The 12,431-nt window shown below is 62.6% G+C and carries 13 protein-coding genes; 8 read left to right on the top strand and 5 right to left on the bottom strand.

Annotation, left to right across the window (positions count from 1 at the left end; genetic code table 11):
- Positions 1–85: 85 nt before the first annotated feature.
- From secG to ACLI1C_RS10890, 5 genes are all read left to right on the top strand, one after another.
- Positions 86–592 carry a preprotein translocase subunit SecG gene (secG, locus tag ACLI1C_RS10910; RefSeq protein ID WP_411396879.1) on the top strand — a complete coding sequence of 169 codons (507 nt, stop codon included), beginning with the start codon at positions 86–88 and terminating at the stop codon, positions 590–592.
- Between the two features lie 112 nt (positions 593–704).
- On the top strand, positions 705–2,333 hold the full coding sequence (locus ACLI1C_RS10905; RefSeq protein ID WP_411396878.1) for a CTP synthase: 1,629 nt from the start codon (positions 705–707) through the stop codon (positions 2,331–2,333).
- On the top strand, positions 2,333–2,839 hold the full coding sequence (locus ACLI1C_RS10900) for a GNAT family N-acetyltransferase (RefSeq protein WP_411396877.1): 507 nt from the start codon (positions 2,333–2,335) through the stop codon (positions 2,837–2,839). The genes ACLI1C_RS10905 and ACLI1C_RS10900 overlap by 1 nt, the downstream gene beginning before the upstream one ends.
- A 57-nt stretch (positions 2,840–2,896) precedes the next feature.
- Complete coding sequence (locus ACLI1C_RS10895; protein WP_411396876.1) at positions 2,897–3,091, top strand: DUF4169 family protein; 195 nt, start codon at positions 2,897–2,899, stop codon at positions 3,089–3,091.
- Positions 3,088–4,050: an NAD-dependent epimerase/dehydratase family protein gene (locus ACLI1C_RS10890; RefSeq protein WP_411396875.1), complete on the top strand. Its 963-nt coding sequence runs from the start codon at positions 3,088–3,090 to the stop codon at positions 4,048–4,050. Before ACLI1C_RS10895 ends, ACLI1C_RS10890 begins: the two co-directional genes overlap by 4 nt.
- A gap of 3 nt (positions 4,051–4,053) precedes the next feature.
- On the opposite strand, the gene ACLI1C_RS10885 is transcribed toward ACLI1C_RS10890, so the two are convergent.
- Positions 4,054–4,485 carry a VOC family protein gene (locus ACLI1C_RS10885; RefSeq protein ID WP_411396874.1) on the bottom strand — a complete coding sequence of 144 codons (432 nt, stop codon included), beginning with the start codon at positions 4,483–4,485 and terminating at the stop codon, positions 4,054–4,056.
- A 237-nt stretch (positions 4,486–4,722) separates the two neighbouring features.
- On the opposite strand from ACLI1C_RS10885, the gene eno reads away from it, so the two are divergent.
- On the top strand, positions 4,723–6,000 hold the full coding sequence (gene eno, locus ACLI1C_RS10880; RefSeq protein WP_411396873.1) for a phosphopyruvate hydratase: 1,278 nt from the start codon (positions 4,723–4,725) through the stop codon (positions 5,998–6,000).
- Positions 6,001–6,125: 125 nt separating this feature from the next.
- Here eno and ACLI1C_RS10875 read toward each other — a convergent pair whose 3' ends face one another.
- Positions 6,126–7,601, bottom strand: a complete 1,476-nt coding sequence (locus tag ACLI1C_RS10875) for an AMP nucleosidase (RefSeq protein WP_411396872.1) — start codon at positions 7,599–7,601, stop codon at positions 6,126–6,128.
- A gap of 436 nt (positions 7,602–8,037) precedes the next feature.
- On the opposite strand from ACLI1C_RS10875, the gene ACLI1C_RS10870 reads away from it, so the two are divergent.
- Together ACLI1C_RS10870 and ACLI1C_RS10865 are read left to right on the top strand one after the other, a co-directional pair.
- A complete protein-coding gene (locus ACLI1C_RS10870) occupies positions 8,038–8,316 on the top strand; it encodes a hypothetical protein (RefSeq protein WP_411396871.1) in 279 nt (92 codons plus the stop codon).
- 45 nt (positions 8,317–8,361) lie between these two features.
- A complete protein-coding gene (locus ACLI1C_RS10865; protein ID WP_411396870.1) occupies positions 8,362–8,988 on the top strand; it encodes a hypothetical protein in 627 nt (208 codons plus the stop codon).
- A 556-nt stretch (positions 8,989–9,544) separates the two neighbouring features.
- Here the strand turns inward: ACLI1C_RS10865 and ACLI1C_RS10860 are convergent.
- Genes ACLI1C_RS10860 through ACLI1C_RS10850 form a run of 3 tightly spaced genes read right to left on the bottom strand, consistent with a single transcriptional unit; the run spans position 9,545 to position 12,425 of the window.
- Positions 9,545–10,537, bottom strand: a complete 993-nt coding sequence (locus tag ACLI1C_RS10860) for an ABC transporter ATP-binding protein (RefSeq protein ID WP_411396869.1) — start codon at positions 10,535–10,537, stop codon at positions 9,545–9,547.
- 14 nt (positions 10,538–10,551) lie between these two features.
- Positions 10,552–11,538 carry an ABC transporter ATP-binding protein gene (locus ACLI1C_RS10855; protein WP_411396868.1) on the bottom strand — a complete coding sequence of 329 codons (987 nt, stop codon included), beginning with the start codon at positions 11,536–11,538 and terminating at the stop codon, positions 10,552–10,554.
- A complete protein-coding gene (locus tag ACLI1C_RS10850) occupies positions 11,538–12,425 on the bottom strand; it encodes an ABC transporter permease (RefSeq protein WP_411396867.1) in 888 nt (295 codons plus the stop codon). Before ACLI1C_RS10850 ends, ACLI1C_RS10855 begins: the two co-directional genes overlap by 1 nt.
- Positions 12,426–12,431 lie beyond the last annotated feature (6 nt).

Genomic DNA, 12,431 nt, shown 5'->3' with positions numbered 1-12,431 from the left:
CGGAAATTCCGCCCGGCCTCTGGCATTTGCGGCGCGGGGCGTGTAAGACGCCGCATCTTTTGACAGACCAATAGACTGAGACAGAATGGCAAACGTCCTGATTGTGGCCTATTTGCTGATCGTCCTGGCGCTGATCGCGGTAATCCTGCTGCAGCGCTCCGAGGGCGGCGCGCTAGGCATTGGCGGTGGCGGTGGTGGCGGCGGCTTCATGACCGCGCGCGGCTCGGCCAACCTGCTGACCCGTACCACGGCTATTCTGGCCACGCTGTTCTTTGCGACGGCCATCGGGTTGACCATTCTTTCCGAACTGGATCGGACGACGTCGGGCATTCTCGAGCGCGCGACGACCACCGAGGACGGTGCGGCGCCGACCAGCGTGCTCGATGCACTGAACTCGCTGCAAAGCGGCACGCCGTCCGACCTGCCGGTTCCCGCCACCGACCCGGTTGCCCCTGCCGGCACCGATCCGGTGACCGAAGACACAGCACCGGCGCCCGCGGCCACGACTCCCGCAGCGACGAGCGACCTGCCTGTGCCCGAGGCTCCGGCGGCCGCGCCGGCCGAGGAACCGGTCGCTCCGGCGACCAACTGACCGCCGCAAGGCGCAAACAAAGAGGGGGATGGAAACATCCCCTTCTTCTTTTTTGTGTGGGGGCGTTCGCAGCCTCTACGAATCGACGTTGATGTGATTAAGGTGAACGCCCATGGCTCGGTACGTATTCATCACCGGAGGCGTGGTCTCCTCATTGGGTAAAGGTCTTGCATCGGCGGCGCTTGGCGCCGTGCTGCAAGCGCGCGGCTACAAGGTTCGCCTGCGCAAGCTCGACCCCTATCTCAACATCGATCCGGGCACGATGTCGCCCACCCAGCATGGCGAAGTCTTCGTCACCGATGACGGGGCGGAGACCGATCTCGATCTTGGCCACTATGAGCGCTTCACCGGCCGCGCCGCCAACAAGCGCGACAATATCACGACGGGGCGCATCTATTCCGACATCCTGGCCAAGGAGCGGAAGGGCGAGTATCTCGGCGCCACCGTGCAGGTCATCCCGCATGTGACCGACGCCATCAAGAATTTCGTCATCGAGGGCAATGAGGACTTCGATTTCGTGCTGGTCGAGGTCGGCGGCACGGTCGGCGATATCGAGGGCTTGCCGTTCTTCGAGGCGATCCGCCAGCTGGGCAATGATCTGCCGCGTGGGGATACCTGCTACCTTCACCTGACGCTGATGCCCTATATCCCGTCGGCAGGGGAGCTCAAGACCAAGCCGACGCAGCACTCGGTGCGCGAATTGCGTTCCATTGGCATCGCGCCGGATGTGCTGCTGGTGCGGTGCGATCGCCCCATTCCCGAGGGCGAGAAGAAGAAGCTCAGCCTGTTCTGCAACGTGCGCGAGAGCGCCGTTATCCAGGGCCTCGATGTCGGCTCGATCTATGACGTGCCGCTGGCCTATCACAAGGAAGGCCTCGACCGCGAAATCCTTGCCGCCTTCGGCATCACCGATGCGCCGGCCCCCGATCTTTCGGCGTGGGAAGATGTGTCCGCCCGCCTTCACAATCCGGAGGGCGAGGTCAACATCGCCATCGTTGGCAAGTATACCGGCCTCAAGGATGCTTATAAGTCCCTTTCAGAGGCCCTGACCCATGGCGGCATCGCCAACAAGGTCAAGGTCAACCTGCAGTGGATTGATTCGGAAGTCTTCGAGCGCGACGATCCGGCGCCCTATCTCGAACATGTGCACGGCATCCTGGTGCCTGGCGGCTTCGGCGAGCGCGGTTCGGCCGGCAAGATCGAGGCGGCCCGTTTTGCCCGCATCAAGGACGTGCCCTATTTCGGCATCTGCTTTGGCATGCAAATGGCTTGCGTCGAGGCTGCTCGCAACACGGCCGGCATCAAGAATGCCTCATCCACCGAGTTCGGTCCGACCAAGGAGCCGATCGTGGGCATGATGACCGAGTGGGTGAAGGGCAACGACACCGAAAAGCGCGCCAGCGAGGGCGATCTCGGCGGCACCATGCGACTCGGTGCTTATCCGGCCCAGCTGACACGCGGTTCTCGCGTTGCCGACATTTACGGCACTACCCGCATCTCCGAGCGCCACCGTCACCGCTATGAGGTGAACATGGATTACCGCAAGCTGCTCGAAAAGAACGGCCTGCTGTTTTCCGGCGTTTCCCCCGACGGCAAGCTGCCCGAGATTGTCGAGCGCACGGACCATCCGTGGTTCATCGGCGTGCAGTTCCATCCGGAACTGAAATCCAAGCCGTTCGAGCCACATCCGCTGTTTGCCAGCTTCATCGCTGCAGCGATGGAACAGAGCCGCCTCGTCTGATGGAAATCCGCACGGAGCGTCTATTGCTCCGTCGCCCCGCGCGCCGTGATCTCGATGCCTTTTTCGAGATCATGTCCGACCCGTCTGCCATGCGTTACTGGTCGACGCTTCCGCACCCGGATCGCGAAGTGACCCAGGCCTGGCTGGAGCGCATGCTCGCCCGGCTCGCGTCTGGTGGTCAGCATTTTGCCATCGAGCTGGATGGCAGGTTGATTGGCGAAGTCGGGGCAGGGCGTCTGCCCGACTTCGGTTTCATCATCCACCCCGCATTCTGGGGCCGCGGGATCGCCACCGAGGCCGCCCAGGCGGCCATCAAGCATATCTTCGCGGTGACGGACGCGGCCGAACTCAAGGCCGACGTCGACCCGCGCAATGGGGGCTCTTTGAAGACCCTGAACAAGCTGGGCTTTGTCGAGACCGGAAGGGCGGAGCGCACCTTTCTGCTGGGCGAAGAATGGTGCGACAGCGTCTACCTTCGCCTCAAGCGCGATGCACAGACGAAGTGAATTGGCCGTGGCACTTGTACCGTGTTAGCCATGGCTAACCAGCCGCCGGAGCCACCCATGGCCGAGATCATCAGCCTCAAGACCGTTCGCAAGCAGAAGGCCCGCTCGGCCAAGGAAGCGCAGGCCGAACAGAACCGCATCAGCTTTGGTCGCACCAAGGCCGAGAAGCAGCTGACAGCCGCTGAAAAGGCGCTGGCCGACAAGCGTATTGCCGGGCATCAGCGCGACGACAAGGATCAGGACAAGCCATGAGCAAGGTTGTCGTCATCGGAGCCACCGGCCATATAGGCACCTATCTGATTCCGCGCCTCGTCATGGCCGGCCATGACGTCACCGCCATCAGCCGCGGTGTCGCCAAGCCCTATCAGCAAAGCCCTGTCTGGCGGCATGTGACGACCGTTGTTCTGGACCGCGAAGCAGAGGAGGCGCGGGGACAGTTCGGCAGTGCCATCGCCGCGCTGGAGGCGGACGTCGTCATCGACCTCATCTGTTTCACCCAGTCCAGCAATAGCCAGCTGGTGGACGCCCTGCAGGGACGCGTCAGCCAGTTCATCCATATCGGCACCATCTGGACGCATGGTACCTCCGCCATCGTGCCAACGCTGGAATCGGCTGCCAAATATCCCTTTGGCGACTATGGCGTGCAAAAGGCCGCCATTGAAACTGACCTATTGACGCGCGCCCGGCGACAGAATTTTCCGGTCACTATCTTGCATCCTGGTCATATCGTCGGTCCGGGCTGGGCGCCACTCAATCCCGCCGGCCATTTCAATCCGGCCGTGTTCAGCGCGATTGCCCGCAATGAAACCCTGTCGCTCCCCAATTTCGGCATGGAGACCGTGCATCATGTCCATGCCGACGATATTGCCCAGTTGGTTATCCGAGCCATCGACAATCGCCATGCGGCGCTGGGGGAAGCGTTTCACGCTGTGTCTGACGCCGCATTGACGCTCCGCGGCTATGCCGAGGCCATGTATCGCTGGTTTGGCCACCAGCCCAACCTTGCCTTTGCCGCCTATGCCGAATGGGCGAAGGGTCAGGACCCGGAGGAGGCGAAGGCTACCTGGGAACACGTTGCGCGCTCGCCCAACTGTTCCATCGACAAGGCACGGCGCCTGCTGGGCTACGCGCCGCGCTATACGTCGCTGGAGGCCGTCCAGGAGGCAGTGACTTGGCTCATCGGCGATGGCCAGGTGGAGTCGCCCGCCTGACCGCTACCAGTTGACCTGGCAGATGCCACCATGCGGTTTGAACTGCATGCTCTCTGGCGTGTACTGGAATATTTCCAGCTTCACCCCGTTTGGGTCACTGGTCCATGCCTGCCATGTGCCATCCACGCCAAGCTTCTTGTCGGTGATCTCAACTCCCTGAGCGCGCACGTGTGCGAGCAGGCCGTCGAGGTCCTCTGTTTCCAGGCAGATATGATTGATCTGGTTGGTCTCGGCGAAGCTCGAATCCGCCTTGCGGAAGACTTCGACGAAGGTACGTGCGCCGAAGTCCAGATAGTAGCCGATACGCTCTTCGCCCCGCATGAAGGTGAATGCCGTGGGGATGCCCAGAACGTCCCGATAGAAGGCCTCGGTCTTGTCGAGATCGTGGGCGAAGATACAGGTATGGGCGACCTGCTTGATGAACGGCTTGGGCATTGCAAACTCTCCAGGCGCATTAGCGCTAATACGCGTCAGGCGTAACGTGATCTCCACCTGACTGCAAGTTGCCGCGGGCAGTCCGTCTGGGTGTAGCTGACTGCCCGCGGTTTCATCAGTCCGGCCTGCCTTGCCTCGGTCCGAGGCATTATTTTGCGGTATGCCTCTTTTCCTTGTCACACTCTGCGTCTAGACAGGCGCAAACACTGTGCAATCCCAATCGGGAAGGGGCTTTCCATGTCTTCGATTATCCACGTCACCGGCCGCCAGATCTACGACAGCCGCGGCAATCCCACGGTCGAAGTCGATGTGGTGCTCGATGATGGCAGCTTCGGCCGCGCTGCAGTGCCCTCGGGCGCTTCGACGGGCGCTCATGAGGCGGTGGAATTGCGCGATGGCGGCAAGAAATATTCCGGCAAGGGCGTGACCCAGGCTGTCGAGAACGTCAACACCGCTATCTTCGACGAAATCCAGGGCATGGATGCGCTGGACCAGCTCGGCGTCGATCAGGCCATGATCGAGCTCGACGGCACGCCAAACAAGTCGCGCCTCGGCGCCAATGCCATTCTCGGCGTGTCCCTCGCCGTGGCCAAGGCCGCTGCTGAATCCAGCGAGCTGCCGTTCTATCGCTATATCGGCGGCCCGAACGCGCATGTGCTGCCGGTGCCGATGATGAACATCATCAATGGCGGCGAGCATGCCGACAATCCGATCGACATGCAGGAATTCATGATCCTGCCGGCAGGCGCCGAAAACCTCGCCGATGCCGTGCGGATCGGCTCGGAAATCTTCCATACCCTCAAGAAGGGTCTGTCCGCAGAAGGCCACAACACTGCCGTGGGCGACGAAGGCGGCTTCGCGCCAAACCTCAAGTCGGCCGACGATGCGCTGGGCTTCATCATGCGTTCCATCGAAAAGGCCGGTTACCGTCCGGGCGAGGACATTTTCCTCGGCCTCGATTGCGCGGCGACTGAATACTACAAGGGCGGCAAGTACGAGATGGTCGGCGAGGGCAAGTCGCTCTCCTCGGACGAAAACGTGCGCTTCCTCGAAGACCTGGCCAATCGCTACCCTATCATCACCATCGAAGACGGCATGGGCGAAGACGACTGGGAAGGCTGGAAGGCCCTGACCGACGCCATCGGCAAGAAGGTGCAGCTGGTTGGTGACGATCTGTTCGTCACCAATACCCAGCGCCTCGTCTCCGGCATCAAGATGGGCGTTGCCAACTCGATCCTCGTCAAGGTCAACCAGATCGGCTCGCTCTCCGAGACGCTCAATGCGGTCGATACCGCCCACCGCGCCGGCTATACCTCGGTGATGTCGCATCGCTCGGGCGAAACCGAAGACTCCACCATTGCCGACCTCGCAGTGGCGCTCAACTGCGGGCAGATCAAGACCGGCTCGCTCAGCCGTTCCGATCGCCTCGCCAAGTACAACCAGTTGATCCGTATCGAAGAGCAGCTGGGCACCTCGGCCAAATATGCCGGGTATTCGGTGGTCAAGGGTCGCTGAGGACAGCGGACCAAATCAAAAGCCCGGCAGTGATGCCGGGCTTTTTTGTTTTGCGCTCGCCCCTCATACGCCCGTCGGGCCCCTTCTCCCACGAGGTGAGAGGGGGGGCACCGCTACAACGGGATCTATTGGAACGCGGTCTCGGCGAAGCTGCGGAGTTTGCGGGAGTGGAGGCGTTCTGCCGGCTGGTCGCGGAGGATTTCCATGGCACGCAGGCCGATCTGCAGGTGGCGGTTGACCTGGGTGCGGTAGAAGTCCGAGGCCATGCCGGGGAGCTTTAGCTCGCCATGCAAGGGTTTGTCGGAGACGCAGAGGAGGGTCCCGTAGGGCACGCGGAAGCGGAAGCCGTTGGCGGCGATGGTGGCACTTTCCATATCGAGCGCCACGGCGCGTGACTGGCTAAGGCGCTGGGTGATTTCGGCCTGGTCACGCAATTCCCAGTTGCGATTGTCGAAGGTCGCCACCGTGCCCGTGCGCATGATCTTCTTGGTCTCGATGCCTTCGGTCTCGGTGATCTCGTGCACGGCCTGTTCCAGCGCGACCTGGACTTCGGCCAGAGCGGGGATGGGGACGGAGAGGGGGAGGTCGGCATCGAGGACGTGGTCCTCGCGCACATAGGCGTGGGCCAGGACGTAATCGCCCAGTTCCTGGCTGTTGCGCAGGCCGGCACAGTGGCCCAGCATGATCCAGGCATGCGGGCGCAGCACGGCGATATGGTCGGTAATGGTCTTGGCGTTGGAGGGGCCGACGCCGATATTGACCATGGTGATGCCGCGACCGCGATCGGCCGTGAGGTGATAGGCCGGCATCTGCGGGGCGCGCACCGGCGCTGTACCTTCGACATTGCCGCCCTTGAGGGCATTGTCGGTCACCACATTGCCCGGTTCGATGAAGCTGTCGTAGTGGGCATGGCCGTCGGCCATGTACTGCTTGGCCACCCGGCAGAACTCGTCGATGTAGAAGGCGTAGTTGGTGAAGATCACGAAATTCTGGAAATGGGCCGCGTCGGTACCGGTGTAATGGCTGAGGCGGAACAGGGAATAGTCGACGCGCGGGGCGGTGAAGGCCGAGAGCGGGTAGGGACCGCCCTTGGGGGGCACGAAGGTGCCGTTGGCGATCTCGTCGTCGGTATTGCCCAGGTCGGGGGCGTCGAACACGTCGCGCAGCGGCACGTTGAGGGCGTTGAGCGCCTCGCCATCGATGCGCTCATTGGCCTTGACGGCGAAGTGCAGCGGAATGGGCGTGTCGGACTCGGCGATATCGATGGTGCCGCCGTGATTCTTGAGGATGACGGTGAACTGTTCCTGGAAATAGGTGCGGAACAGGTCCGGCGCGGTGACCGTGGTGCGGTAGAGGCCGGGTGTGTGGAGGAACCCATAGGGCAGGGTGCTCTCGTGCCGGCTGTAGCTGGTGGAGCGGACCTCGACCTGGGGGTAGCAGGCGCGCACGCGGCCGGGCGGCACTGTGCCCTTGGCAAGGGCGGCGAGATGGCCGCGGATGAACTCGGTATTGCGGTGATAGAGCTCGGCCAGATATTCCCACGCCTTTTCCGGGTCGGTGAAGGACTGCTTTTCTAGGCGGGGCGGGCTGATCGTGGTCATGATGCTCTTTCATTGCACAGGCCCCGGATCGGGCCTGCCTTGCGGGTGGGAATCGCGTTTTCTGACGCAACAAGTATAGCGGCGGTGTGACGGCTTTGCTCTATACCCGTTTCCGCCCGATTGGGAATGACTGCGTCAAGGCGCGACGACGCTCCACGCTTTGCTTCACACTTCAGTGAAGCCACTTTTCTCGCCGCAATTTGCGCCCATCTTTTAGGGCAGTTCACTGGCACGGCAAGCGACCCATGCAAACCGGTGAGCGAGGAACGTTGTGCTGGCCGCTTGTCCCCCAAGCCCTCAACAGCGCGGTTGGCCGATGTTTCCAAAGGGCTGCAATGACAGAGATGTCATTGCAGCCCTCTTATTTTGAGCAGGATCAAACCAGTGCATTTCCGAACGCGCTACGATCTCTATCAACTCGAAGGAGATTGTCGGCATGGCCAGATATTGGGTCTTTGCGTCCAGTGATGCCAATCGGGCGCGGTTGCACCTGGGATCCTGCATGTATTGCCGAGATGGCCACGGGCCGGCCCGCAGGCTGCTTGTGCCCGGCGGCCCGCAGACCTGGACGCCGTTCGCGACGGTCGAGGCGGCGCAGCAATGGATGGATCAGCTGCATTACAAGGACAAGTCGCTGTGCAAGACCTGCATGGGCGAGGCGGTGGACGGGCGACAGCCTGCGTCTGCCGGGGCAGGTTCGGACGCGCTGACCTGAGAGCATTGGTTGCAGGCGGGCCGCGGGGCGCCTATCTGGAGAGCCATGACCCGCGCCAAGAAGATCAAGAGCGAGCCGCAGCTGACCGCGGAATGGACCCTGCCTGCCGCAGCCACGCTGGGCTCGTCGGTGCGCGCCAAGGGGATTTTGCTCGAGACCCGGGCGCGGATGCCGAAGGCGATGGCCAAGGCACTCGATGTCCGGGCGGGGACGCTGGTGCTGGGCATGGCCGAGAGCGAGGCGGCGGCATTTCGCGCGGCCTCGGCGATCATCGCCCAGGCGCTGGTGGGCATTGAGAGCCTGCCGGTCATACCGCGCGAGATCGAGGATATCCTCACCATCAAGACGTCCGAGCGGCATCGCTGGCTCAAGGACGGAAGGCTGCCCAGCGCCGGAACGCGGACCGTCAAGCTGCGGGGCAGGGCGCGCAAGATTACTTTCCATGTCTTCGACCCGCTCGTGGTGGAGGAGCTGCTCGACAGCGACCGGCTCGATGCCTGGCGCGAGCAGGACGCCGAGACCTCGCGCGAGAACCGGCGGCGTGCGGCCTGGAACCGGAAGCTGGCGCGGGCCGAAAAGAGCGGCAAGATCGCGCCGGCCGACGGGGATACCGCCGAGCGGGTGCAGCTGGTGGGCTGGGAAGAGTTTGCGCGCGAAGGGCTGCTGCGGTGAAGCCGCCGGCATGCGGTGTCGGGCATGGCTCGCCTCTCATGATCCTTTGTCGTGCAGGCACAGGTTCGCGCCGCCCGGCCCTATGGCCTCACGGTTTCACGGTATGAAGCGGCTTTCGCCCCGACGGCTTGCGCCGCCAAATTGTCTAGTTTGAAGAGGCGAAAGCCGCTTCACACGAGCTGGTATTCCTGCGCACGCATCGAGCGGCCGCCCTTTCGGGTTTTATCGTGTCGCTCCGCCTGGGGGTCGTGCCATTCGCGCATGGCGCTCATGGCCTTCCAACCTCAAATCTCTCCACTGGAGAGATTTGCCCTGCGGGACGGCGCGAAGCCGGTGGTCAGCATACACGCATCGGCCTGGGCGACCCCATGCAGCCAGTCCCCCCGCCCGGTGCTTCGTCGGCACCGCGTGAATGGCGGGGATGGGCAGAGTATGCGGGAGGTTTTGGGGACGGGGACAAGTTTTCTGACGGTGCGCCCGAGCCCTTGTGGCGTGCGGGTTTGCGCCGTTTCGCGGCTGGGAATAGACCGCGCCGCTGCGCTGTCGCTCGTCCGGTTCAAACCTTATGGCAGGCGACACGATGGTTGCCGGCCACCATGCGCAATTCCGGCATGGTCTGCTGGCATTCGGAGGTGGCGATGGGGCAGCGGGGATGGAAGGGGCAACCGGAGGGGGCGTTGATCGGGCTGGGAACCTCCCCCTTAAGGGTGATACGCGTCCGCTTCTGTTCCAGATAGTAGTCGGTGATGGGAATGGCCGATAGCAGGGCCTGGGTATAGGGATGGAGGGGATTGATGTAGAGGTTGCGAGCATCGGTGACCTCGACCAACCGCCCCAGATACATCACCCCGATATTGTCGCTGACGTGCCGTACCACAGCCAGGTCATGGGCGACGAAGAGATAGGTGATCCCCATTCGCTTCTGGATCGCCTTGAAGAGGTTGATGATCTGGGCCTGGATCGACACATCGAGAGCCGACACCGGCTCGTCACAGACGATCAGTTCCGGATCGCAGGCCAGCGCGCGGGCGATGCCAAGGCGCTGACGCTGGCCGCCGCTCATTTCATGCGGATAGCGCCGGCCCATGGACGGTCCGAGCTCGACGATGTCGAGCAGCTCTTCGATCCTTTCCCTGACGCTGCCCGGAGCGTGGCGCTTGCCATCAGCCTCAACGGCTTCACGCAGGATGGAAAATGCAGACTGCCTTGGGTCGAGGGAGCCATAGGGATCCTGAAAAATCAGCTGCAATTCGCGCCGACGTGCCCGCGACTGCCGATTTTCATGCTGGGCAAGGTCATCGCCCTTATAGAAAATTCGACCGGCGACCGGCTTGTTGATCTGCAGGATGCATTTGCCCGTTGTCGTCTTGCCGCAGCCGCTCTCGCCGACAAGGCCAAAGGTCTCGCCCTTGTTGATCGTGAACGATACGTCGTTGACCGCCTTGAGTTCGCCGACCTGCCGCTGCATCAGGCCACGGGTGACGGGAAAGGACATGCTGAGGTTCTGAACCTCCAGCAGCGGTGAGCCCGGAGCGATATGCTGGTTCATGATGGGGATTTCCGTCATTGCAGGTGGCAGGCGGCCAGATGCCCCGCCTGGCCCGCCGCACGCATGGCCGGAAAGCCCTGGTTGCGGCAGATGTCGCTCGCCATGGGGCATCGCGGCAGGAAAGCGCAACCGGCGGGCAGGTTGCTTAGGCTGGGCGGCGCGCCTTCAATCGGCAACAGATCGTCGTCGGCATCGCCCTCCAGCTTGGGCATCGAGTTCAACAGGCCCATAGTATAGGGGTGGCGCGGATCGGTCAGCAGCTGCTCGGTGGTGCCGGATTCGATGATCTTGCCCGCATACATCACGTAGACCCGTTTGGCGTAGCGAGAGACCAAGCCGAGATTGTGCGTAACGACGATAAGCGACTTCTGTCGCGTCTCTACCAGGTCGAGCAGCAGCTCCATCACCTGGGCCTGCGTGGTGACGTCCAGCGCGGTCGTCGGCTCGTCGGCGATGATGAGTTCGGAATCGCAGGCGACGGCCACCGCAATCATCACGCGCTGGCGCATGCCACCGCTCATTTCGAAGGGGTAGTTGTTCATCCGGCTCGCGGGTTCGGGAATGCCTACGGCCTCCAGCGCCGCGATGCCGCGCTGCCAAGCCTGCTTCCGACCTATCCTGGCATGAACCCGGATGACCTCCGAGAGCTGTCGCCCCACGGTCAAGACCGGGTTGAGCGAGGTCATCGGCTCCTGAAAGATCATGGCGATGCCGGCGCCGCGCACGGCTCGCATCTGTCGCGACGTTGCACCGAATTCGAGCAGGTTCTGCTCATTGAAGCGCACGTCGCCGCCCAGTATGCGGCCGGGTGGTGACTGGATCAGCTGGATGATCGAAAGCTGCGTCATCGACTTGCCGCAACCACTTTCGCCAACGATGGCAACGACCTCGCCCTTGTCTACATGAAACGACACATCGTCGACGGCCTTGACCTCGCCGTCATCGGTAAAGAAGGAGGTTCGCAGGTTGCGAACGTCGAGCAACCGTTCAGGGACAGTCATCAGAGCTTGCCTCGCAACCTGGGGTCGAACGCGTCACGCAGGCCATCTCCGACGACGTTGAATGAAATGATGATCAGGATGATGCAGGCGCTTGGTGCGATGACCAGCCACGGCGCGCTCAGCAGGTAGGGGTAGATATCGGACACCATGCTGCCCCATGAGGCGGTGGGTGGCGCAATGCCGACACCCAGATAGGACAAAGTGGATTCGGTGAGGACGCCATTGCCCAGGTTGATCGTGAACAGCACGACGAGGGTCGGGAAGCTGTTGGGCAGCAGGTGGCGCAGCAGGATCGACCATTCGTTCTGCCCGATCAGACGGGCGGCCATCACATAGTCATTCTCGCGCAGCGACAGGACCAGGCCATTCATCATGCGGATATAGGTCGGCACCATGCCCAGGCCGATGGCCAGCACCACGCTGACCAGGCCTCCGCCCATGATGGCGACCAGTACGAGCGAGAGCACCAGGTTCGGAATGCTGAGCAGGACATCGGTGAAGCTGATGATGGCCTGGCCGAGGCGGCCACCGTAAAAGCCCGACAGCATGCCCAGGCTGATGCCGATGACGGCGGCGATGAGCCCGGCCAGGACGCTTACGGACAGTGACACGCGACCGCCATAGATGATGCGACTGAGAATATCGCGCCCCAGATTGTCCTGGCCCAGCAGATGCTCGGCATTGGGCAGGCGAAGCGCGCCGACAATGTCCTGCGCGTCAGGATTGAACGGCGCGATGACATCGGCCAGCGCGGCTGCGAGAAAGAAGGTTGCCAGGATGACGCAGCAGATCTGAACCACGATGCCGCGGCTGAAGAAGATGCGGGCGGCGCGGCGCCAGGCCTGGCGACGGGCAAGAGTATCAGCCGATTGGGACTGCATGGTCATGATCGG

The sequence above is a fragment of the Devosia sp. XGJD_8 genome (assembly GCF_046614475.1).
In the GTDB taxonomy this organism is placed as follows: domain Bacteria; phylum Pseudomonadota; class Alphaproteobacteria; order Rhizobiales; family Devosiaceae; genus Devosia.
Note: the sequence above shows the minus strand (reverse complement) of the source record. Positions and strands in the feature narration are given on the sequence as shown.

Coding starts and splice junctions, on each gene's coding strand:
- secG (WP_411396879.1), top strand. CDS start 86: ATGGCAAACGTCCTGATTGTGGCCTATTTGCTGATCGTCCTGGCGCTG.
- ACLI1C_RS10900 (WP_411396877.1), top strand. CDS start 2,333: ATGGAAATCCGCACGGAGCGTCTATTGCTCCGTCGCCCCGCGCGCCGT.
- ACLI1C_RS10865 (WP_411396870.1), top strand. CDS start 8,362: ATGACCCGCGCCAAGAAGATCAAGAGCGAGCCGCAGCTGACCGCGGAA.
- ACLI1C_RS10885 (WP_411396874.1), bottom strand. CDS start 4,485: ATGCCCAAGCCGTTCATCAAGCAGGTCGCCCATACCTGTATCTTCGCC.
- ACLI1C_RS10870 (WP_411396871.1), top strand. CDS start 8,038: ATGGCCAGATATTGGGTCTTTGCGTCCAGTGATGCCAATCGGGCGCGG.
- eno (WP_411396873.1), top strand. CDS start 4,723: ATGTCTTCGATTATCCACGTCACCGGCCGCCAGATCTACGACAGCCGC.
- ACLI1C_RS10850 (WP_411396867.1), bottom strand. CDS start 12,425: ATGACCATGCAGTCCCAATCGGCTGATACTCTTGCCCGTCGCCAGGCC.
- ACLI1C_RS10895 (WP_411396876.1), top strand. CDS start 2,897: ATGGCCGAGATCATCAGCCTCAAGACCGTTCGCAAGCAGAAGGCCCGC.
- ACLI1C_RS10855 (WP_411396868.1), bottom strand. CDS start 11,538: ATGACTGTCCCTGAACGGTTGCTCGACGTTCGCAACCTGCGAACCTCC.
- ACLI1C_RS10890 (WP_411396875.1), top strand. CDS start 3,088: ATGAGCAAGGTTGTCGTCATCGGAGCCACCGGCCATATAGGCACCTAT.
- ACLI1C_RS10875 (WP_411396872.1), bottom strand. CDS start 7,601: ATGACCACGATCAGCCCGCCCCGCCTAGAAAAGCAGTCCTTCACCGAC.
- ACLI1C_RS10905 (WP_411396878.1), top strand. CDS start 705: ATGGCTCGGTACGTATTCATCACCGGAGGCGTGGTCTCCTCATTGGGT.
- ACLI1C_RS10860 (WP_411396869.1), bottom strand. CDS start 10,537: ATGAACCAGCATATCGCTCCGGGCTCACCGCTGCTGGAGGTTCAGAAC.